The organism is Bacillus sp. FSL R12-0074, assembly GCF_038005725.1.
GTDB classification, from domain to species: Bacteria; Bacillota; Bacilli; order Bacillales; family Bacillaceae_G; genus Bacillus_A; species Bacillus_A mycoides.
In genome coordinates this window covers 3,997,322-4,017,902 of record NZ_JBBOTR010000001.1, presented here as the reverse complement: position 1 = coordinate 4,017,902, position 20,581 = coordinate 3,997,322, and the positions used below count along the sequence as shown (strand labels likewise).

The following is a 20,581-nucleotide window of genomic DNA, read 5'->3' as shown; positions in this document are numbered from 1 at the left end:
TTGTCACGAAAAGTAGAAGATTCCAACTATCGCTAAAAAAATTTACGGAATTTATTGATAATTCAGTTAATTTAAACTATAATCCAAGTATGAACTTGTCACAAAGGGGGAAGGAAACATGGAAACGAGGCAACAATGGGGAACGAGGGCTGGATTTATTTTTGCAGCAATCGGTTCCGCTGTTGGACTAGGGAATATATGGCGTTTTCCTTATACAGCGTATGAAAATGGGGGAGGCGCATTCTTTTTACCGTACTTATTTGCATTATTAACGACTGGTATTTCATTGTTAGCTTTCGAGTTTGCTCTTGGGCATCGCCATCGTGGTTCGGCGCCACTTACATTCTTCCGTATTCATCGACGTGCTGAATTTATTGGATGGTGGCAAATGTGTGTGACATTTATTGTTTCAACATATTACGCTGTAATCATTGCTTGGTCTATTTCGTATACGTACTTTGCAATTACTGGAGCATGGGGGAAAGACACGCAATCATTTTTATTTAAAGAATATTTACATGTTGCAGATAAGCCAGGACAATTCGGGGGACTCGTACCAGAAGTATTAATTCCGTTAGCTCTCGTTTGGATTATTGTGCTTGGTGTTGCGTTTAAAGGAGTTAAAAAAGGAATCGAAGTTGTTAACCGTATTTTTATTCCTTTACTAGTTGTTATGTTCCTTATTATCGTTGTTCGTGCAGTGACGATGGAAGGGGCGATGCAGGGGCTAGATGCATTTTTTAAACCAGATTGGAGTCGTATTTTTGATGGGAAAGTATGGCTTGCTGCTTACGGTCAAATTTTCTTTAGTTTATCTTTAGCATTCGGAATTATGATTACGTATTCTAGTTATTTACCGAAAAACTCAGATACAACAAATAATGCTTTTATTACAGGATTTGCAAATTCAGGATTTGAATTATTGGCAGGTATTGGTGTCTTTGCAGCTCTTGGATTTATGGCGAATAACATGGGGGTACCGGTTGATAAAGTAGCTAGTGCTGGTGTAGGACTTGCATTTGTAGTATTCCCGCAAATTATTAATGAGTTACCGATGTCGCCGTTATTTGGTGTATTATTCTTCTTATCTCTAACTGTTGCTGGAATTACATCACTCATTTCACTTGCAGAAGTATGCTTTGCCGCTGTATCTGAAAAATTCAGCTTGAGTCGTCAAAAGACGATTGGAATTATGGGAACGCTATTAGTATTAGTTTCTCTTGTTTTTGCAACACGTGGTGGACTTATGTTCCTAGATGTTGTTGATTACTTCGCTAACAATTTTGGATTGATTACAATTGCACTCGTTGAAGTAGTTACAATAGGACTAATCTTGCGCCGTTTACCAGTTTATCAAAATCATGCAAACTTTGTATCTGATATAAAGTTAGGAACGTTTTGGAGAGTGAGTTTACTCGTTATTACTCCACTTATGTTAGGGTATATGTTAATTGATGGTACAATCCAAAACATTAAAAAGAACTACGGAGGTTATCCAACAGAGTTTGTTGTAACGTATGGTTGGTCGATAGCGGCAGCATTCCTTCTAGTCGCGTTAGTTATTGGTCTGAAAAAATGGAATGCACAAATACATTCAGACTCTGTCCAGCTTGAAAAAGAATGGAAGGACCGAGGTGTTTCATGATGAGTGGATCAGCGATTATGATGATGGTTATAGGTATGGTAGTCATTTGGGGAGGACTTGCATTAAGTATTGCAAATTTATTTAAGAAAAAGGCATAAGCTAAAAACATCTGTACCGAAATGGTACAGATGTTTTTTTATGAAAAAATTGTATTAGAAAAAATTCCAATAACCATACTACAACTACGAGGAAGAGTGAAGGGGTGAATGAAAATTGGAACAAACGATTTATATTAAAATGCGCAATCGCTTAAAAGTGTCTCCTACGTATGAAGTAAAGCTGAGCGATGTTGCTCAACTTGCCGGAGATTCTTTTGTAGTTGAGTTGTTACAAAATGAAATAGTCTACAAAATAACAGCGCATGATAAAACACATGTTGTAATTGATGTTATGAAAGTGATTGAGATTATTCAACAAAAAGCGGCTCACATACAAATTAATTTACTTGGTTCTGGACAAACTCTTGTTGAAATTATATACGAGAAAAAGAAAGTGCATCCGGTTTTCTTCGGACTTGTATGGTTGTTACTTTTCATTGGAGCGGCCCTTGCGATCATTTATTTCCATGAAGATGTAAGTATGCAACAAGTACACCAACGGTTATATTACATGATTACTGGAGAATTTAAGGCGCAACCACTTTTATTTCAAATTCCTTATTCATTAGGTCTTGGATTAGGTATGGTCTTATTTTTTAATCATGTATTTCAAAAGAGAATTAATGAAGAGCCGAGCCCGTTAGAAGTTGAGATGTTTCAATATCAGCAGTCGCTTGATCAATATGTAATTGTTCATGAAAACAAGGATAATATGAAACAGATTGCTGATGATTGAGTGTGCATTTGTTGTATTAATTGGCTTAGCTGGAGGGATTGCAGTAGGTAGCGGATATGTCGCGTTTTTAGCTGTACTTGGTATAATCCCTCGTTTAGCTCAATTAACGAGAAGTGGAAAGCATATTCAATACTTTGAGTGGGCGGTCATTGCAGGTACTTTAACAGGGGCTTGGTGTAGTTTGAAAAATATTACATTTCAAACGTCACAATATTGGCTTGTTATATTAGGGATATTTTGTGGCACATTCATTGGAATGCTCGCTGCGGCGTTAACGGAAGTATTAAACGTTTTACCTATTTTAGCGAAACGAGTAAGGGTAGAGGAGAAAATTATTGTTTTACTCGTTGCTCTTGTACTTGGGAAAGTAATAGGCTCGTTGTTTCACTGGATTTATTTCGTAAAGTAGGAGGCAATATATATGGCAGGGCGAAAATTGAAGGACGATTACATAAATAAAGTGAAGGAGTACCATCCAAAACCGAACTATTTCATAAATTGTGTGAAGGCATTTCTTGTTGGTGGACTCATTTGTACGGTTGGAGAAGTGTTGATGAAATTTTATATACATTACTTTCACTTTAGTGAGAAAGAGGCAGGAAACCCTACAGTTGCAACTCTTGTTTTACTATCAGCGATTTTAACAGGGTGTGGTGTATATGATAAAATCGGGCAGTTTTCTGGAGCGGGATCAGCGGTACCAGTTACTGGATTTGCGAATTCTATGGCGAGTGCCGCACTAGAGCATAGGAGTGAAGGGATTGTTCTAGGAATCGCTACTAACATGTTTAAGCTTGCAGGAAGTGTCATTGTATTTGGAGTCGTCGGTGCATACATTATCGGGTTAATAAGATATACATTTCAAATTTTAATGTCTTAAAGGAGGGGTGGGTATGAGATTGACAGGAAAACAAACGTGGGTATTTCAAAATGATATCTTCGTGAATGCAACTGGTACTGCTGTCGGTCCGAAAGAAGCTGAAGGCCCTCTTGGAAAGGATTTTGATATTTCATATTCTGACTTACATTGCGGAGAGGAAAACTGGGAACTTGCTGAACGAAGGTTAATGTCAGACTCAATTCAACAAGCGATGCAAAAAGGGAATATAAAAAAATCGCAAATTGATTTCTTTTTAGCGGGAGATTTATTAAACCAAACAGTGACAGCAAATTATGTTGCTCGTGAGTATGGTATTCCTTTTTTAGGGATGTTCAGCGCTTGTGCGACGTCAATGGAAACTTTGGCGATTGGATCAGCTTTTATAGATGGTGGATTTGCGAATCGTATTTTAGCTACAGTAAGTAGTCATAATGCGACGGCTGAAAGACAATTTCGTTCCCCAACAGAATACGGAGGACAAAAGCCAGGGACAGCAAACTCAACTGTTACCGGAGCGGGGTCAATATTAATTAGCAATGAGGAGAGTGCAATTAAAATAACAGCAGCAACAATTGGTAAAGTGCAAGATTTAGGAATTGCTAATCCTTTAGATATGGGATCAGCGATGGCACCAGCTGCTGCTCATACAATTCAACAACATTTTGAAGATTTGAGAAGAAGTGCAGCTGATTATGATCTTATTGTTACTGGTGATTTATCGGCTGTTGGGACACCAATTGCGAAACAACTTTTACTTGAGGAAGGGTATGATTTGGGGAATGTATACAATGATTGTGGATTAATGATTTACAATTCAAATCAAGAAGAAGTGTTTGCAGGGGGCAGTGGTTGTGCTTGTTCAGCTGTTGTAACATACGGCCATTTATTGCGTGAAATGCAAAAAGGGAATTTACAAAGAATTTTTGTCGTTGCAACTGGAGCTCTATTAAGCCCCATGATGATACAACAGAAGGAAACGATTCCGACGATTGCGCATGGTGTTGTGTTTGAAAGCGTTAAAGGAGAGTGAATTGTGGATTTTATATATGCATTTCTTGTAGGAGGAGCTATTTGTGTAATTGGACAAGTGTTGCTAGATTTCGCAAAGTTAACACCGGCACATTTAATGGCAACTTTTGTAGTCGCCGGAGCTATTTTAGACGGATTCGGATTGTACGATAAGCTTATAAAATTTGCAGGTGCTGGGGCAACAGTCCCTATTACAAGTTTTGGACACTCACTATTGCACGGGGCAATGCATGCGGCAGAAAAACATGGATATTTAGGAATTGGAATCGGTATGTTTAGCTTAACGTCTGCGGGGATTTCAGCAGCGATATTATTTTCATTTTTTGTTGCACTTATATGTAAACCGAAAGGATAAATCAAATGAGACGAAGGGTTGTTTTGGTCACAGATGGAGATGAATATGCAAAGCGGACAATTGAGCTGTTAACAAAGGAATTTGGGGGGAGGTGTATTTCAGCATCGCAAAGTAATCCGACCAAATTGACAGGGAAGAAAGTTGTTGAGCTTATTATGCAAACGCCATATGACCCTGTATTTGTCATGTTTGATGACAGCGGATTTATAGGAGAAGGATCTGGTGAAAAGGCGTTAAAGTATGTCGCAACACATAAACAAGTTGATGTACTCGGTATTTTAGCAGTAGCATCTAATACACATCATTGGGAATGGGCGCGTGTAGATGTAAGTGTAGATCGGAATGGGAATTTGACAGAATATGGCGTTGATAAATTTGGACTCCCAGATGGTGAAATTGGCAGGATTAGTGGGGATACGATTTATTGTTTAGATGGTCTGAATGTTCCTGTCATAGTGGGGGTCGGTGATATTGGCAAGATGTGCGGAAATGATGAATGGGAGAGAGGATCACCTATTACTAGAAAAGCGATTCAATTAATTTTGGAAAGGAGTGGCTTTTATGACGAAGCCTAAAAAAGTGAATATCCCGATTTCATCTTTTTTAAGTGATAATGAAAATTATTTAAAGCAAACAGTTGGACTAGGTGTTACATACGATGTTGGTATTCGTAAATTTCAAATTTTAAATAAAGAAATTGGTGTGTTATTTGTAAATGGGCTTTGTGATACGAATTATATTATCCCTATTTTAGAAGAAGCGGTGGATACAAATGAAATAAGGGATGTAGAAGAAGATACAGTAAAGCTTTTAGAGAATCGTTTAATTCATCAACAAGTAAGTAAAGTAAAAACGATGGATGATGTAATGCTCCAAGTATTATCAGGGCTCATTGTTATATTTGTGGAAGGTGAAACTGAAGCGTTCGCAATAGATGTTCGTAGTTATCCGGGCCGGACACCGACAGAACCAGATACAGAAAAGGTAGTGCGTGGTGCAAGGGATGGCTTTGTTGAAAATATCGTTGTAAATACAGCGTTAATTCGTAGAAGAATACGCGATCCACGTCTTCGAAATGAAATGATTCGAGTAGGGGATAGATCGCAAACGGATATTTGTATTACATATGTACAAGATGTTGCAAATCCGGATTTAGTGAAGATTATAAAACAAGAATTAAATAATATTGAAGTAGATGGGATTACGATGGCGGATAAAACGATAGAAGAATTTGTAGTGAAACAAGGTTATAATCCATTCCCGCTTATCCGATACACAGAGAGACCAGATGTAGCAGCAAATCATTTGTTAGAAGGACATGTGTTAGTACTCGTTGATACATCACCAAGTGCTATGATCACTCCAACAACATATTTTCACCATTTACAGCATGCAGAAGAGTTTAGACAAAATCCAGCTGTAGGTACATTTTTACGTTGGGTACGTTTTGTAGGTGTTATATTTTCGCTATTCTTACTGCCATTTTGGCTAGTTTTCGTTTTTGATCCGACTCTTTTACCAGAAAGTCTTGCTTTCATTGGACCAAATAAGATGACGCATTTACCGATTTTATTACAAATTTTGATGGCGGAAGTCGGACTCGAATTTTTAAGAATGGCCGCCATTCATACACCGACATCATTGTCGTCGGCAGCAGGATTAATTTCTGCCATATTAATTGGTCAAATTGCAATTGATGTAGGTTTGTTTGTACCAGAAGTTATTTTGTACGTAGCAGTTTCTATGATTGGAGCATACGCAACGCCAAGTTATGAGTTAGGGCTTGGGAATAAGATTGGAAAATTGTTTGTCATTATTTTAACAGGCATATTTCATGAAATGGGATTTGTCATTGGAATGACGATATTGATTCTATTTTTAACATCTATAAAAAGCTTGCAAACACCGTATTTATGGCCGTTTTTACCGTTTGATTGGGGCGCGTTAACGAAAATTTTACTTCGTCCAACTATGTCTAGTTTAAAGGTTCGTCCAAGTATTGTAAGACCTCAAAATGTGCGAAGACAAAAATAAGCGGGATTATGCTCCGCTTATTTTTTATTGAAAATTTATTGTTTTTTTAACAAAAATCAAACATTTTTTTTGTACAATTAGAGTAGATATTGTGTATGGAAGGGGAAGAGGACATGATTAAACTATTTGTAAGTGATTTAGATGATACACTCGTTTACAATATGAATGATATGCAAAAAGAAGATGAACGAGCGCTTTGTTGGCTAGCTGAAAACGGGACAAATATTTGTTTTGCCTCTGGCCGTTTTACTCACCGAATTGATGAGGCGGTAAAAAGGTTTTCGTTCCCGTATTACACAACTAGTTTAAATGGAGCGACAATGATACTACCGGATGGAAAAGTATTTCATGAATCGAGTTTTGAAGATGGGGTTGCCCAGGAAATATATCGATATATACATAAAAAGGGACTAGCAGATATTGTTTGTGCAAATGAGCAGCGATATACAAAAAGGAAGAATGAACATCACCATACTTTTGAAGAGTATATGGGAGTGCATATTGCTGAAATCGAAGAGTTAGAAGAGGAATTTGGGAAGACTGTACATCCTGCGAAATTATTTGTTTTTGGCGAAGAAGAAAAAATTGTAGCATTAGATCAAGAGTTGAGAGATACATTTCATAGCGAAGCGGAAGTCTTTATATCGGGTAAGCGATATGTTGACATTATGCCAAGAGGTGTAAGTAAAGGAAGCGCTCTGAAGCGATTAATGGAACATTTACAAATTGAAGCAAATGAAGTTGCATGTATTGGAGATTCTTTCAATGATATTTCTATGTTTGAAGTAACCCCGCACTCCTTCACCCTCCATCATGCTCATCCGTATGTGAAGGAGAAAGCAAATTATGTTGTCCGTTCGGTTGAAGAAGCTATTATGAAATTACCGTTACTTGTATAAAAAAGAAGCTCGTCATTGGCGAGCTTCTTTTTTACTTGAATAAAGATTTAACGAAATCAATGATACTAGAGAAGAAATCTTTTACTTTATCTAGGAAACTTTGCCCTTCATCAGATCCTAAGAAGGCAGACACATGGTCTTTTGCTTTTTCTAATTGGCTACCAACTTGGTTCCAATCGATATTAAGATTTTTCATTTTATCAAATAACGATACTAAGTTATCCAACTGTTCATCTGTTAATGTAATGCCAAGTTGATCAGCAATTTTTTTAATTAATGAACGTAAATCTTCAGTGGTTTTGGGCTGTTCTTTTGCAATTTCTTCTTTAATTTTTGCAACAAGTTGAACTGCTTTTTCTTCGCCGATTTTATCACCAAGCTGGGCTGTTTGTACCATTTCTTCATTGGCTACTTTTTTTACTTCTTCAGGAATGGCTTTGTTTGATGTTGTTTCATAGGCCTTCATTAAACCTGTTAAAGCAGCAGTTCCTGAAACTTTAAATGGTGCAGTAATTTGAATCTCTGCATCTTTCACACCTGCTGTAATAAGTGCATTTGTGTACATTGCATCTGTTATCGAATTAATGTTTTTTGAGCGTACAATGAGACCTGACCCTGGTTTTGTGTATGTAATCATAGAAGAGGAAATTGCTCTCGTACCAATTTGCGCTTTTGGAACGACGCCCTCTAGAAATTTATGTTCTTCCGCATTAGATACAGTAATAATTTGTGCATCTTTTGGTGCTTTCATTTCTTTCAAAAGATCTTGTTTTTGTTGTTCAGATAAGTTTTCTCCTAGTGTAACAATTGATTCTCCCTCAATGATGTCTGCAAATGAAGCTGTTGGCATAATAAATACGGCTACAGCTAATAGCAGAGCTAGTAATTTCGTTTTCACGAAAAATCGCTCCCTTTCTCTTTCTTAAATTTTCGGGTAACACAGTTATTATAGTATATTTTTCTTATTTGTCACCTAGCTTCTTCCACATTTCAAAAAAGAAGTATGCAGATTGTCGGATTCTTTTTGTTTCTCGTCATGAATATGGTAATATAGTGCTGAGATAGTTGAAAGGAGACATATACATATGAAAACTTTAGGATACATATTAATGGAAAATGGCGAAAAAATCGATTTAGAATTTTTCCCAGAAGAGGCACCAAAAACAGTAGAAAACTTTAAAAAATTAGCAGAGCAAGGATTTTATGATGGTGTGACATTCCACCGCGTTATTCCTGGCTTCGTAAGCCAAGGTGGAGACCCAACAGGCACAGGAGCAGGTGGCCCAGGTTACTCTATCCCATGTGAAACTGATGGAAATCCTCATAGACATCTTGTTGGCTCACTTTCTATGGCACATGCTGGCCGTAATACAGGTGGTAGCCAATTCTTTGTTGTTCATGAGCCACAACCGCATTTAGATGGCGTACATACTGTATTCGGTAAAGCAACAAGCGGTATTGAAACAGTATTAAACATGCGTCAAGGCGATGTAATGAAAGAAGTTAAAGTTTGGGAAGAATAAGTTACGAGAAAAGGAGAGCGATTTTGCTCTCTTTTTTTATTTCCTATAAACAGGGATTGGTATATATTTTAAAGTATATGACACAAATAGGAAGGCTACTAACGTTAAATTATATTGTTCATGAGAACACACTTTTAACAAAATACATAGGATGGAGTACGAATTATATGCTTCAATAAATGTATTTCTCTTAACATATTGCTTTTAGTAGAACTACTTTGTTCAAAAGTGGTTAATAAGTGAAATGTGATGAGAAAGGGATTTTTCTTTTAGTTCCTATATAGTATTGTCTCTTTTTTGAGCGGTGTAATAGAAAGAAATAGCGTGGAAACATATATTTGACTTTCTTCTTAACGCTTTGTATGATTATCAAGTTGTTTCAGCCCCTTCTCACTCTGGTAAAAATATTGTAGAATGAATGTGATATGAAAAGAGTGATTGAGGGGATAAATAGTTTGTAACTTTTGTAAGAAGGGATAAGGGTTATGTTAATTCGTTTTAAAAAAAGTTATGAAAAAATTGCAATGGGGCTTCTTTCATTTATGCCAACTGAAAAAGATGTGAAAACATTACAATTGACAATGAAAGAGTATGAGGCGAAAGAGGATTGGCAATTGTATTTGTGGAAACAAAATGAAGATTTTGTTGGGATAATGGGGATTATAAAAAAAGAAGATCAGGTATTGGAAATTCAGCATTTGAGCGTGAATCCGTCTCACCGTCATATGGGGATTGGGACGAAGATGGTTCAAGAGCTTAAGAGTAAATTTCTTGAGTTTACAATTTGCGGAAATGAGCAAACAGCAAGTTTTTGCAAAAAGTGTAAAGAGCTTGAACAAAATATACATTCATGAAAGCAGGGATAAGTAGTTTATTATCTCTGCTTTCTTTTTTGTAGTTGTTCGTGTCGTTCAGAAATGACTTCTGTTCGATCACGCAATGTGTGCTTATTTATGATGTATTCACCAGGAATGACGTTCGCATCTTTCCAAGAGAGGTTTTGTTTCTTACATAACTGTATGCATTGTTTTTCTAACGATACGTCTAATAATGGTAAAAATAACGGGGCGAAATTTTCCTTTTTGTGGATAGATTGTAATCTTTCATTTAATAAGAATGTAAGTTGTTTATGATCTATTCCGAATTGATGTAATTGCGCGCTGCTCTTTTCTAAAATTGTTATTGCGCTTTTTATCATCTTCTCTGCACCATTCCAATTGGATCGTCTATGATGGTATGAGGAAACAGCAATTTGAATGAGGCCGACTAAGTAATTGTCACGTTCTCCTCTAGGCTTTAATTTCCAATATTCTTCTAATATTTCATGACATTCAAAATAATCATAGTCTCCGTGAAAATGAATTAAAAATTGTATGTACTCGGTAGGATACATTTTTTTCGCTCCTGTCTAACGGTTATATGTACAGTGTATCATAGAAATATTAACAATAAGCGACTAGGGAAATATCCCTAGTCGCTTTATTGCTTCATATTAGCAGAAGCAAGCTGCTCCTACAATGATTAGTAAAATGAACAGTACAACTAGTAATGCGAATCCACCGCTAAAACCGCAATCAACGTGACCCATAGTTTTTTGACCTCCTACATTGTTCTTACTACATTGTTATCATATGAAGCGGTGGGCATTATGACATGGGCATAGGTCTATTTTTAATTAAATTTCTTAAAAAGGTTGGATAGAACATGAGTATGCTCTATACTTATGGTGTTATAGAAAAAATGTGGTGGGATGCTTTGTGCAGTATAATTTTAAAGTAGAGGCTTTTGAAGGGCCTTTAGATCTATTGTTACACTTAATAAATCGTTACGAAATTGATATATATAATATTCCTGTAGCGAAAATTACAGAGCAATATCTATCTTATGTCCATACGATGAAAGAATTACAATTAGATGTTGCCAGTGAGTATTTAGTAATGGCTGCAACGTTATTACAAATTAAAAGTAAAATGTTGTTACCGAAACAAGAAGAAGATGTACCTGATAACGGTGAAGACTTTATAGATGATCCTCGTCAAGAATTGATGGAGAGGTTAATTGAATATAAGAAATATAAGCAAGTTGCTACTGAGTTAAAAGAAAGAGAACAAGAAAGAGCACAGCTATATACACGTCCGCCAATTGATTTTACATCATTTCAACAAGAAGAGGAGACAAGCTTGCCTCTTGATGTTACGTTATATGATATGTTAGCGGCATTTCAAAAGCTAATGCGTCGTAAAAAAGCAAAAACCCCCGTAACAACGCGAATTACTCGCCAAGAAATACCAATTGCACAGCGAATGACTGATATTCTACAACAGTTAGAAGTAAGAGGCGGTCGTCAAAGCTTTTATGATTTGTTTGCTGATGAAGAACGTGAAATAATGGTTGTAACATTTTTAGCGGTTCTTGAGCTAATGAAAAATCAACAAATCATAATTGAGCAGGAACATAATTTTGATGAAATTTTCGTATCAAGCTCTAATAAATCCGTATAGAGTTGATGTGAAGATGGGATAGAAATATTTTATCTCATGTTAGTTTTTAATGTATCGTTTGGAACGAGAGAAGAAATATTGAACCGAACGCATTTACTGTGATTCGGTTTTTTTATGTGTGTTTTTTATGGGAAATAGGAGGAAGGAGTTCGTAAAATGGATAGAAAAGAACAAAAATCGATTATTGAAGGGCTTTTATTTGTTGCAGGTGACGAAGGGATTTATCCGGAACAGATAGCTAAAGTTCTGGAAGTTGAAGTGGAAGAAGTAATAAACAGTATAGAGGAAATGCAAAAAGAATGCGAAGGATCGAATCGCGGTTTGCAAATTGTACAATATGCAAAAGTGTATCGTTTTGCAACAAAGAAAGAACATGCTTCGTACTATCAAAAATTAATAGATACTCCAACCGCGGCTTCACTTTCTCAAGCAGCTCTTGAAACGTTGGCAATCGTTGCGTACCGTCAACCGATTACAAGGACAGAAATGGAAGAGATTAGAGGTGTGAAAACGGACAAGGCATTACAAACGTTAGTTTCACACTTACTTATAAAAGAAACGGGAAGAGCGGAAGGACCAGGGCGCCCTATTTTATACGGAACGACGAAAGAATTTTTAGATACGTTTGGATTGAAAACATTAGATGATTTACCACCTCTTTCGGAAGAAAATGAACAAATGAATGAAGCAGATTTATTCTTTGGTTCTTTACAGGAATTATCAAAATAAAAGCTTAGCATTTTGCTAAGCTTTTTTTGTATATCAATTACAGAGCGTGCCATACTAAATGAAAAAAGGAGACGAGTTATGAAAGGTGTACGGAGTATTCTATTGTTGGTTTCTGTTTTATTATGTTTTTCGTTAAACAGCGCATCGGCTAAAAGATATATGATGTCTATTCATACTGCGTCTTCTATACATATGCATCGGCAACATTTTGGTAAAATGAAAGTGAGTTTTTTAAAAGTTGGACAAGGTGATGCGACACTTATTACATTGCCAAATGGTCAAACGATGTTAATAGATGGGGGCCCTTATGAAGCAGGAGAGGTTATTATTCAAAAACTAATTGAAAAAGGAATTAATCATTTAGATGTGATTGTAAGTACTCATCCTGATATGGACCATATAGGGGGGCTTATTCCAATTGTAGAACAAATGCCGGTTTCACTCGTATTAGATAGTGGAAAAACATATAGTTCATTTACTTATCATACGTATCGGAATAATATTAAAAAAAGGGGCATACCTTTCATTTCAGTGAAGGAAGGACAATATATACCGTTAGATCCACATGTTTCTATACAAGTATTGAACAATGGGAAATCGAAAGACGAGAATAACGAGTCTTCAATTGTGTTAAAGATTCGATATGGTAAAGCGGACTTTTTATTAATGGGTGATGCTGATATACGGACGGAAAATGAAATATTAAAGCAATTTGATGTACATGCAGATGTATTAAAAGTTGGGCATCATGGCTCGTATACTTCAACGAGTGAAACATTCTTAAAAAAAGTAGATCCACAATTCGCTATTCTTTCGTACGGGAGTAGAAATCCGTATGGGCATCCTCATCAGAGTGTAGTAAGACGATTAAAACAGCGTGGTATAATGATATATGGAACAAACAAGCGAACTGTGGAAATAGAAACAGATGGTGAACATATTACTATGGGGGCAAGCGGTCTTATGCCATTACTTAAGTAACTAATTATATAAGAGGTTATTATCCATTTTGGTAAAAATGGATAATATATATTAGAATGAAAAAGAAATCAATTTCCTTTTTTCGCTGAACGAAGAGGAAATTTCATTAGAATGTATAGACAACTACTTGTGTGTATATTAAGATGGAATTAGGCGAATAAGGTAATAATAATAAGTAGGTATTTCATGGGAAAGGGTCGATGAAAATGAAAACGCAAGTTGTCATCAATGCCGAAATTTATACAGGTAAAGAAGTAGTGGAAAACGGATTTATTCGTTACACAGAAACAGTTAAAGAAATTGGTTTGATGGCTCAATATGTATCACAAGAAAATGAAACTGTGTTAGATGTGGCAGGAAAGATTGTGATTCCAGGTATGATTGATGTTCATATTCATGGTGGATACGATATTGATGCGATGGATGCAAATAGCGATGGATTAGTAACTCTTGGTAAAGAAATGTTAAAAGAAGGAGTTACAACTTACTTCCCAACAACAATGACACAAGCTCCAGAAGCGATTGAAGCGGCGCTAAGTGCTGCGAAGGAAGCGAAAGACAAAGGAGCACATTTCGAATATATTCACTTAGAAGGACCATATGTTTCAAAAAAACGTGCGGGTGCACAACCACTTGAACATATCGTTCCTGCGAGTATCGAGCAATTTAAACAATGGCAGGAAGCAAGCGGTAATCTAATTAAATTAGTAACATATGCACCGGAAGAAGAAGGTGCGTTAGAGTTTGAACAGTATCTTGCTGAAACAGGTGTTGTTGGCACAATGGGGCATACAGATGCAATTGATGCACAACTGAAAAATAGAAAAATTACACATGCAACACATTTATACAATCAAATGCGTGGATTACATCATCGTGAACCAGGAGTTGTTGGTCATGTGTTATTAAATCCAGATGTAATGGTTGAAGTAATTACAGATGGTATTCACATTCACCCTGATATGGTGAAATTAGCATATAAATTAAAAGGACCGAAAAAAGTAAGTGTCATTACAGATGCAATGCGTGCAAAAGGTCTTGAAGAAGGATTATATGAGCTTGGCGGACAGCCAGTACATGTAAAAGATGGCAGTGCCCGATTAGAAGATGGAACGTTAGCTGGTAGTATTTTAAAAATGGATCAAGCTTTCCGAAATGTAATTGAATTTACAGGATGTTCAATCGAGGAGGCAGTGTTAATGACATCAGTTAACCAAGCAGAAGAATTTGGATTAAATAATAAAGGCGCGTTAGCGGTAGGTAAAGATGCAGACTTTGTTGTTATGACTGAAGAATTACATGTATATGATACGGTTCGTTTAGGAATTCATATGAAGGAAGGGAAGTAATTAGATGAATATTCTTGTTGTAAAAACTCCAGAAGAATTAGCAGAAGCAGGTTATAAGTTAATTAAAGAGGTTGTAAAATCAAAAGAAAATCCAACTTTAGGAATGGCTACAGGAAGCTCTCCATTAGGTATTTATGCAGAAATGCGAAAAAATAAACTTGATACAAGTCATGCAACCACTGTAAACTTAGATGAGTACGTAAATTTACCACACGAAGATAAAAACAGCTATCATTATTTCATGCAAGAACAGTTGTTTGATCATCTTCCATTTAAACAAACTTATGTACCGAATGGGATGGCAAGTGATTTAGAGGAAGAGTGCAAGCGTTATGAAGGCATTCTAGTAGCTAACCCAGTTGACTTACAGATTCTTGGAATCGGTGAAAACGGTCACATCGGATTTAATGAGCCAGGAACACCATTTAATTCTCCAACTAACATTGTAGAATTAACAGAATCTACACGCCAAGCAAACCTTCGCTTCTTTGAAAATGAAGAAGATGTGCCGACTCATGCGATTACAATGGGAATTGGAAGTATTATGAAAGCAAAACAAATTCTACTTGTTGCTATGGGATCTAAAAAGGCAGAAGCTATTAAAGAATTATTGCAAGGTGAATATAGTGAGGCGTGTCCTGCTACAGTTTTACAACGTCATCCGAATGTAACCGTAATCGCAGATCCAGAAGCTCTATCTTTATGCAGTGAGGCGATTGCTGATGAACATCGACAAGTATTCACCATTTCCGATTTATTATCAGATTCAAGAGTGGGTGAAACAGCTAATTGAGGAAGGCGAATGGAAGCCGGGAGATAAAATTCCATCTGAGAATGAACTTTGTGATAAGTTCGAAGTGAGTCGTATGACAATCAGACAGGCGATTAATAACTTAGTGGAACAAGGTTATTTATACCGGAAACGTGGGATTGGAACGTTCGTCCAACTTCCGAAAGTGGAGCAAAAGTTGCAAGGAATGACGGGATTCACAGAAGATATGATTTCTCGTGGTATGAAACCGAGCAGCCAGTTATTAAGTTTCCGCCTAGTTCCAGCTACTGCTAAAATAGCAGACCGGCTGAGAATACAAGAGGGAGAATCGGTTTATGAAGTGAGGCGTACGCGCTTAGCTGATGACGAACCGATTGCATTTGAGACGACATATTTGTCGCCAACTCTTGTGAAAGATATTAACGAAGAAATATTACAACAATCTTTATATGAACATTTAGAGAAAAAACTGGGCTTTAAGCTTGTTCGCGCTACTCAATCAATTGAAGCTTCAATTGCAACGGATAATGAAGCTGAACATCTGCATATTCCTAAAAAGGCGCCTGTACTTGTAATGCGTCAATGGTCATATTCAGAAGGTGAGTTACCGTTAGAGTATGTGAAATGTATTTATCGTGGGGATCGTTACAAGTTTATTACGAACATCGCACGTAACAAGTAATATATTTCAGTTTGTGAAGTACAGTGAACTTTGATGTTTTCAACATGTAAAGAAATAAAAATACGACTCATCCTTATAAGGATCGAGTCGTATTTTTATTTGCTTCTTCATTATAAACAAGTACTTGGTTAACGGCATCTTTGACAGCATCTACTACATAGTGAGCGTGCTCTTTTACCGCATCATCAGCTTGAGACATAGCAAAACTATGAGGAGTTAAGGAAAACATTGGAATATCATTGTAAGAATCCCCTATGCATGCAACCTCCTCTGGTTGTATTTGAAACTCTTGTAATAAAACAGAAATAGCAGAACCTTTACTAATATTTGGTGGCATTACATCTAAACATTGTTCAGCTGAAATGAAAGTACTAACTTTTCCATGGAATTTTTCATCGATCTTTTTTTGAAGGAGTTGTAAGTTTTCCTTTGTTCCACCGATAGAAATTTTATTTGGAAAAATTGTATCATCGATTTTCTGTAATAAATTTGGTTCTTCAACAGAAGTCATTGCTACTTGTTTTTCGAGTTCATGAATAAAAGGTGTCTTTTCTTCAATATAGTAATTATGCTCATCACTTACATAACGGAAATAAGGGTCTTGATTTGTCATAGCTAGTAAATCAGGAAGAATGCTGGAATCAAAATTTGCGGATAATAGTTGCTTATTTTCATTAGTGTATACAAACACACCATTTACACTAATACGATGGAAATTTGTATTTACAGCTTTCATTAAGTCTGCGATTTCATTATCAAGTCGTCCAGAAGCGAAGCAAAGAATAACATTTTGCTCAGCAAGACTGCGAAGTGCCGCAACATCCTGTTCATCAATCAGACCTCCATGCTGCATCATTGTACCGTCAATATCACTTACAAACATTTTAATCATGTTGCTATCTCCTTTCTATGTACAGTTGCTCTTACATTATACGCATCATATACAAACATGTCTAAAAAATGAATTTTTATCAAATGGTAGATGTTTTACATTGACGACAAAGAAGAATGTTCTGTAACATAAAAGTAGGCTATTTAAGTACGAGGGTGGTGTTATATGAGTAATTATCTAGAAATTAAAAAAGTTTTAAATAATAATGTCATCATTGCTAGCCATCCTGAACACGAGGAAGTAGTAGTGATCGGTAAAGGAATTGGATTTGGAAAAAAGGCTGAAGATGTGTTGGAGCAAGAACAAATTGAGAAAATGTTTGTTTTAAAAAATGAACGTGATCGAGAACAATACAAACTTTTAGTGCCGCATGTGAGTGAAAAGCTAATTGAATTGATGAATGATATTATGTTATACATTCAAGAAAAAGCGGAGTCTCCATTAAATGAACATATTCATATCGCTTTAACAGATCATATTTCTTTTGCAATTAAAAGGCTGAAACAAGGACTTACAATAGATAATCCTTTTTTAGTTGAAACGAAAATGCTATATCCAGAAGAATATGAAATTGCTGAAGGAGTTGTGAAACTTTTAAATTCTCGTTTGCAAATTACATTGCCAGAAGGAGAAGTTGGCTTTATCGCACTCCATATTTATAGCTCGCTTACAAACTCTGATTTATCTTCTGTTAATCAAAATTCTCGTCTTATTGCACAACTTGTGTCTTTAATTGAGACAAACCTACAAATTACATTAGACCAAGAAAGCATTCATTATTTACGCCTTATTCGCCATTTACAATATGCTATTGAACGGGTGAAAAAAGGAGAAAAAGTAGAAGAAGCACAAAGTTTTGCTGATTTATTAAAATTAGAATATCCAGTTTGTTACAATTTGGCATGGAAGCTAGTCAAAGTAATGCAGAACGAATTACAACTTCCTGTTTATGAAGCGGAGAGTATTTATTTAACGATGCATTTACAACGATTAGTGAAAGCAGAACATGTGTAAAAAGACATATATTTTTGTCTAAAATGAAAACGTTAAAAAAAATGATTGAATCGCTTACAATAGTTATGTATAATAACTATTGCAAAGTTATACAAAATTCGACAAACACATTAAGGTAAATAACGAAAACGTTTGCTTTAATTATAGTGAACTTATACGTAATCCTATTTTTGACACGTGTTACTGATTCGATCAGGCATGAGTGGAGAAAAGTTGGGAATGTAAGCTAAAGAAAGGGACATACTACCCTTTGTATAGCTATCGTTCTATCTTTTTTTTCCTCATGCCTTTTTGGCGTTTGTCGAAAAGTATCAATATAGATAAGAGAGGAAGGGTTTCCATGTTTAAGAAGATCTTTGGTGTTCTTCAAAAAGTCGGAAAAGCGCTTATGCTTCCAGTAGCGATTTTACCGGCAGCAGGTATTTTACTTGGATTTGGTAATGCATTTCAAAATCCACAACTAACAAATGTTATCCCTGCTTTAAAAGCAGATTGGTTCGTAATGGTTGCAAAAATTATGGAACAATCTGGCGATATTATTTTCGCTAACCTTGCGCTATTATTCGCAGTTGGGGTAGCGATCGGTTTAGCTGGTGGAGACGGAGTAGCTGGTTTAGCAGCGTTCGTCGGATACTTAATTATGAACAAAACGATGAGTGTGTTCTTAGAAGTAGATAAACTAGTGAAAGTAACAAGCACTGGAACTGATCCAGTGAAAATTGGATTTTCAGATCCAGCATATGCAAACGTATTAGGAATTCCAACGCTGCAAACAGGAGTGTTTGGTGGTATTATCGTCGGGATAGTAGCGGCATATTGTTATAATAAATACTTTAACATTGAATTACCATCATACTTAGGTTTCTTTGCAGGTAAGCGTTTCGTACCAATCGCAACTGCAACATTCTCTTTAGTGGTAGGTATTATCATGTGCTTCATTTGGCCATACATTCAGGGTGGCTTAAATACGTTCTCACATCAAATGATTGATGCAAATAGAACGATAGCAGCATTTATATTCGGTTTAATCGAACGTTCATTAATTCCATTTGGATTACATCATATTTTCTATTCACCGTTCTGGTTCGAATTCGGTCAGTATACAAATGCAGCTGGCGAATTAATCCGTGGTGACCAAAAAATCTTTATGGCACAGTTAAAAGACGGCGTAGAATTAACAGCAGGTACATTTACAACTGGTAAGTATCCGTTCATGATGTTCGGTCTTCCAGCAGCAGCTTTAGCAATGTACCATGAAGCACGTCCGGAAAATAAAAAATTAGCAGCTGGTATTTTAGGATCTGCTGCATTAACATCTTTCTTAACAGGTATTACAGAACCGCTTGAATTTTCATTCTTATTCGTAGCACCAGTATTATTCGGAATTCATGCAGTATTCGCTGGTCTATCATTTATGACAATGCAAATTTTAGGTGTTAAAATTGGTATGACATTCTCTGGTGGTTTAATTGACTTCATATTATTCGGTGTACTACCAGGTCGTACGGCATGGTGGTGGGTAATTATTGTTGGTCTTGTACTAGCAGTTATTTACTACTTCGGATTCCGTTTCGCAATCCGTAAATGGAACTTAAAAACACCTGGTCGTGAAGTAGCGAATGCTAATGAAGGCGCAGGGAAAACAGAAGCAGGAGAACTTCCACGTGAAGTATTAGTAGCACTTGGTGGTAAAGAAAACATTGCTTCGTTAGATGCTTGTATTACTCGTTTACGCGTTCAAGTTAACGAACAAAAAAATGTAAATAAAGACCGCTTAAAAGAGCTTGGAGCAGCCGGTGTACTTGAAGTTGGAAATAACATTCAAGCTATTTTCGGACCGAAATCTGACACATTAAAATCACAAATTCATGATATTATGTCAGGTCGTACACCTCATGTTGAAAAAGAAGCGCCTGTAAAAGTGGAAGAAGCTCCTCAACAGGTTGATGAAAATGAAACAATCGTTTCACCAATTGAAGGGAAAATCTTACCGATTACAGAAGTACCTGACCAAGTATTCTCAGGGAAAATGATGGGAGATGGATTTGCGATTGAGCCAACAGAAGGAACAGTAGTTTCTCCGGTTAATGGTGAGATTGTAAATGTATTCCCTACAAAACATGCGATTGGTATTCAGTCTGAAGGCGGAAAAGAAATTTTAATCCACTTCGGTATTGATACTGTAAAATTAAATGGTGAAGGCTTTGAAGCGCTTGTAGCACAAGGTGATAAAGTGAAGCAAGGACAACCATTATTAAAAGTAGATCTTGCATTTGTAAAAGAAAATGCACCATCTATTATTACACCAATCGTCTTTACGAATTTACAACAAGGACAACAAGTCGAATTGAAAAAAGATGGAAATGTTAAGAAGGGCGAAAACGCTATTATTGACATTCAGTAGGGATTTGACGCAAAATGTTTATAATTATAATAGGCGATGTGGTTGACCGAACATCGCC

At 36.3% G+C, this 20,581-nt stretch carries 24 protein-coding genes; 20 read left to right on the top strand and 4 right to left on the bottom strand.

Annotated features, from left to right (window positions below; genetic code table 11):
• Positions 1-118: 118 nt before the first annotated feature.
• The 10 genes from NSS97_RS20765 to NSS97_RS20720 all read left to right on the top strand — a co-directional run bounded on the left by NSS97_RS20765 (position 119) and on the right by NSS97_RS20720 (position 7,676).
• Positions 119-1,645: a sodium-dependent transporter gene (locus NSS97_RS20765; RefSeq protein WP_002143036.1), complete on the top strand. Its 1,527-nt coding sequence runs from the start codon at positions 119-121 to the stop codon at positions 1,643-1,645.
• Positions 1,645-1,743 (top strand): methionine/alanine import family NSS transporter small subunit, encoded by a 99-nt coding sequence (locus tag NSS97_RS20760; protein WP_000016829.1) that lies wholly within the window; start codon positions 1,645-1,647, stop codon positions 1,741-1,743. Before NSS97_RS20765 ends, NSS97_RS20760 begins: the two co-directional genes overlap by 1 nt.
• A gap of 115 nt (positions 1,744-1,858) precedes the next feature.
• Positions 1,859-2,479, top strand: coding sequence for a stage V sporulation protein AA (locus NSS97_RS20755; protein ID WP_002067040.1), 621 nt, complete (start codon positions 1,859-1,861; stop codon positions 2,477-2,479).
• A complete protein-coding gene (gene spoVAB / locus NSS97_RS20750; protein ID WP_016092269.1) occupies positions 2,472-2,888 on the top strand; it encodes a stage V sporulation protein SpoVAB in 417 nt (138 codons plus the stop codon). Before NSS97_RS20755 ends, spoVAB begins: the two co-directional genes overlap by 8 nt.
• A gap of 12 nt (positions 2,889-2,900) precedes the next feature.
• Positions 2,901-3,359, top strand: a complete 459-nt coding sequence (gene spoVAC, locus NSS97_RS20745; protein ID WP_002128953.1) for a stage V sporulation protein AC — start codon at positions 2,901-2,903, stop codon at positions 3,357-3,359.
• Between the two features lie 13 nt (positions 3,360-3,372).
• Positions 3,373-4,389, top strand: a complete 1,017-nt coding sequence (spoVAD, locus tag NSS97_RS20740) for a stage V sporulation protein AD (RefSeq protein ID WP_002165116.1) — start codon at positions 3,373-3,375, stop codon at positions 4,387-4,389.
• Between the two features lie 3 nt (positions 4,390-4,392).
• Positions 4,393-4,743, top strand: coding sequence for a stage V sporulation protein AE (gene spoVAE, locus NSS97_RS20735; protein WP_002014916.1), 351 nt, complete (start codon positions 4,393-4,395; stop codon positions 4,741-4,743).
• Positions 4,744-4,748: 5 nt separating this feature from the next.
• A complete protein-coding gene (locus tag NSS97_RS20730) occupies positions 4,749-5,318 on the top strand; it encodes a stage V sporulation protein AE (protein WP_002088445.1) in 570 nt (189 codons plus the stop codon).
• The gene (spoVAF, locus tag NSS97_RS20725; RefSeq protein ID WP_105589647.1) at positions 5,305-6,777 is read left to right on the top strand and encodes a spore germination protein SpoVAF; all 1,473 of its coding nucleotides are present in this window, start codon (positions 5,305-5,307) and stop codon (positions 6,775-6,777) included. Before NSS97_RS20730 ends, spoVAF begins: the two co-directional genes overlap by 14 nt.
• Positions 6,778-6,872: 95 nt before the next feature.
• On the top strand, positions 6,873-7,676 hold the full coding sequence (locus NSS97_RS20720) for a Cof-type HAD-IIB family hydrolase (protein ID WP_002014913.1): 804 nt from the start codon (positions 6,873-6,875) through the stop codon (positions 7,674-7,676).
• A 31-nt stretch (positions 7,677-7,707) separates the two neighbouring features.
• Here NSS97_RS20720 and NSS97_RS20715 read toward each other — a convergent pair whose 3' ends face one another.
• Complete coding sequence (locus NSS97_RS20715) at positions 7,708-8,574, bottom strand: DUF1002 domain-containing protein (RefSeq protein WP_107886387.1); 867 nt, start codon at positions 8,572-8,574, stop codon at positions 7,708-7,710.
• Positions 8,575-8,761: 187 nt separating this feature from the next.
• On the opposite strand from NSS97_RS20715, the gene NSS97_RS20710 reads away from it, so the two are divergent.
• Positions 8,762-9,199 (top strand): peptidylprolyl isomerase, encoded by a 438-nt coding sequence (locus NSS97_RS20710; protein WP_000853785.1) that lies wholly within the window; start codon positions 8,762-8,764, stop codon positions 9,197-9,199.
• Positions 9,200-9,684: 485 nt separating this feature from the next.
• On the top strand, positions 9,685-10,053 hold the full coding sequence (gene ribT / locus NSS97_RS20705; RefSeq protein ID WP_000908403.1) for a GNAT family N-acetyltransferase RibT: 369 nt from the start codon (positions 9,685-9,687) through the stop codon (positions 10,051-10,053).
• A 20-nt stretch (positions 10,054-10,073) separates the two neighbouring features.
• On the opposite strand, the gene NSS97_RS20700 is transcribed toward ribT, so the two are convergent.
• Positions 10,074-10,592, bottom strand: a complete 519-nt coding sequence (locus NSS97_RS20700; RefSeq protein ID WP_044442747.1) for a DUF309 domain-containing protein — start codon at positions 10,590-10,592, stop codon at positions 10,074-10,076.
• Positions 10,593-10,691: 99 nt separating this feature from the next.
• Complete coding sequence (locus tag NSS97_RS20695) at positions 10,692-10,787, bottom strand: YjcZ family sporulation protein (RefSeq protein WP_000510194.1); 96 nt, start codon at positions 10,785-10,787, stop codon at positions 10,692-10,694.
• A gap of 169 nt (positions 10,788-10,956) precedes the next feature.
• On the opposite strand from NSS97_RS20695, the gene NSS97_RS20690 reads away from it, so the two are divergent.
• The 6 genes from NSS97_RS20690 (at position 10,957) to phnF (ending at position 16,213) form a co-directional block, all read left to right on the top strand.
• Positions 10,957-11,700 (top strand): segregation/condensation protein A, encoded by a 744-nt coding sequence (locus NSS97_RS20690; protein WP_002143025.1) that lies wholly within the window; start codon positions 10,957-10,959, stop codon positions 11,698-11,700.
• A 156-nt stretch (positions 11,701-11,856) separates the two neighbouring features.
• Positions 11,857-12,429 carry an SMC-Scp complex subunit ScpB gene (scpB, locus tag NSS97_RS20685; RefSeq protein WP_002128944.1) on the top strand — a complete coding sequence of 191 codons (573 nt, stop codon included), beginning with the start codon at positions 11,857-11,859 and terminating at the stop codon, positions 12,427-12,429.
• A gap of 78 nt (positions 12,430-12,507) precedes the next feature.
• On the top strand, positions 12,508-13,410 hold the full coding sequence (locus NSS97_RS20680) for a ComEC/Rec2 family competence protein (RefSeq protein WP_002143023.1): 903 nt from the start codon (positions 12,508-12,510) through the stop codon (positions 13,408-13,410).
• Between the two features lie 206 nt (positions 13,411-13,616).
• A complete protein-coding gene (nagA, locus tag NSS97_RS20675) occupies positions 13,617-14,759 on the top strand; it encodes an N-acetylglucosamine-6-phosphate deacetylase (protein WP_002088433.1) in 1,143 nt (380 codons plus the stop codon).
• A 4-nt stretch (positions 14,760-14,763) separates the two neighbouring features.
• A complete protein-coding gene (gene nagB / locus NSS97_RS20670) occupies positions 14,764-15,552 on the top strand; it encodes a glucosamine-6-phosphate deaminase (RefSeq protein WP_002033913.1) in 789 nt (262 codons plus the stop codon).
• A complete protein-coding gene (phnF, locus tag NSS97_RS20665; RefSeq protein WP_078172874.1) occupies positions 15,482-16,213 on the top strand; it encodes a phosphonate metabolism transcriptional regulator PhnF in 732 nt (243 codons plus the stop codon). Before nagB ends, phnF begins: the two co-directional genes overlap by 71 nt.
• A gap of 73 nt (positions 16,214-16,286) precedes the next feature.
• Here the strand turns inward: phnF and NSS97_RS20660 are convergent, their stop codons facing one another.
• On the bottom strand, positions 16,287-17,105 hold the full coding sequence (locus tag NSS97_RS20660; protein WP_002014903.1) for a Cof-type HAD-IIB family hydrolase: 819 nt from the start codon (positions 17,103-17,105) through the stop codon (positions 16,287-16,289).
• A gap of 165 nt (positions 17,106-17,270) precedes the next feature.
• On the opposite strand from NSS97_RS20660, the gene glcT reads away from it, so the two are divergent.
• Both glcT and ptsG read left to right on the top strand, forming a co-directional pair.
• Positions 17,271-18,119, top strand: a complete 849-nt coding sequence (glcT, locus tag NSS97_RS20655) for a glucose PTS transporter transcription antiterminator GlcT (RefSeq protein WP_002033914.1) — start codon at positions 17,271-17,273, stop codon at positions 18,117-18,119.
• Between the two features lie 340 nt (positions 18,120-18,459).
• Positions 18,460-20,523: a PTS glucose transporter subunit IIABC gene (gene ptsG / locus NSS97_RS20650; RefSeq protein WP_002014901.1), complete on the top strand. Its 2,064-nt coding sequence runs from the start codon at positions 18,460-18,462 to the stop codon at positions 20,521-20,523.
• Positions 20,524-20,581 lie beyond the last annotated feature (58 nt).

What these genes read in the sequence shown, in the direction of transcription:
- nagB (WP_002033913.1), top strand. Translation starts at nt 14,764, where the DNA reads ATGAATATTCTTGTTGTAAAAACTCCAGAAGAATTAGCAGAAGCAGGT.
- NSS97_RS20695 (WP_000510194.1), bottom strand. Translation starts at nt 10,787, where the DNA reads ATGGGTCACGTTGATTGCGGTTTTAGCGGTGGATTCGCATTACTAGTT.
- ribT (WP_000908403.1), top strand. Translation starts at nt 9,685, where the DNA reads ATGTTAATTCGTTTTAAAAAAAGTTATGAAAAAATTGCAATGGGGCTT.
- spoVAF (WP_105589647.1), top strand. Translation starts at nt 5,305, where the DNA reads ATGACGAAGCCTAAAAAAGTGAATATCCCGATTTCATCTTTTTTAAGT.
- NSS97_RS20680 (WP_002143023.1), top strand. Translation starts at nt 12,508, where the DNA reads ATGAAAGGTGTACGGAGTATTCTATTGTTGGTTTCTGTTTTATTATGT.
- spoVAD (WP_002165116.1), top strand. Translation starts at nt 3,373, where the DNA reads ATGAGATTGACAGGAAAACAAACGTGGGTATTTCAAAATGATATCTTC.
- spoVAC (WP_002128953.1), top strand. Translation starts at nt 2,901, where the DNA reads ATGGCAGGGCGAAAATTGAAGGACGATTACATAAATAAAGTGAAGGAG.
- NSS97_RS20765 (WP_002143036.1), top strand. Translation starts at nt 119, where the DNA reads ATGGAAACGAGGCAACAATGGGGAACGAGGGCTGGATTTATTTTTGCA.
- NSS97_RS20760 (WP_000016829.1), top strand. Translation starts at nt 1,645, where the DNA reads ATGAGTGGATCAGCGATTATGATGATGGTTATAGGTATGGTAGTCATT.
- NSS97_RS20660 (WP_002014903.1), bottom strand. Translation starts at nt 17,105, where the DNA reads ATGATTAAAATGTTTGTAAGTGATATTGACGGTACAATGATGCAGCAT.
- NSS97_RS20710 (WP_000853785.1), top strand. Translation starts at nt 8,762, where the DNA reads ATGAAAACTTTAGGATACATATTAATGGAAAATGGCGAAAAAATCGAT.
- NSS97_RS20730 (WP_002088445.1), top strand. Translation starts at nt 4,749, where the DNA reads ATGAGACGAAGGGTTGTTTTGGTCACAGATGGAGATGAATATGCAAAG.
- ptsG (WP_002014901.1), top strand. Translation starts at nt 18,460, where the DNA reads ATGTTTAAGAAGATCTTTGGTGTTCTTCAAAAAGTCGGAAAAGCGCTT.
- glcT (WP_002033914.1), top strand. Translation starts at nt 17,271, where the DNA reads ATGAGTAATTATCTAGAAATTAAAAAAGTTTTAAATAATAATGTCATC.
- scpB (WP_002128944.1), top strand. Translation starts at nt 11,857, where the DNA reads ATGGATAGAAAAGAACAAAAATCGATTATTGAAGGGCTTTTATTTGTT.
- nagA (WP_002088433.1), top strand. Translation starts at nt 13,617, where the DNA reads ATGAAAACGCAAGTTGTCATCAATGCCGAAATTTATACAGGTAAAGAA.
- spoVAB (WP_016092269.1), top strand. Translation starts at nt 2,472, where the DNA reads ATGATTGAGTGTGCATTTGTTGTATTAATTGGCTTAGCTGGAGGGATT.
- NSS97_RS20720 (WP_002014913.1), top strand. Translation starts at nt 6,873, where the DNA reads ATGGAAGGGGAAGAGGACATGATTAAACTATTTGTAAGTGATTTAGAT.
- phnF (WP_078172874.1), top strand. Translation starts at nt 15,482, where the DNA reads ATGAACATCGACAAGTATTCACCATTTCCGATTTATTATCAGATTCAA.
- NSS97_RS20700 (WP_044442747.1), bottom strand. Translation starts at nt 10,592, where the DNA reads ATGTATCCTACCGAGTACATACAATTTTTAATTCATTTTCACGGAGAC.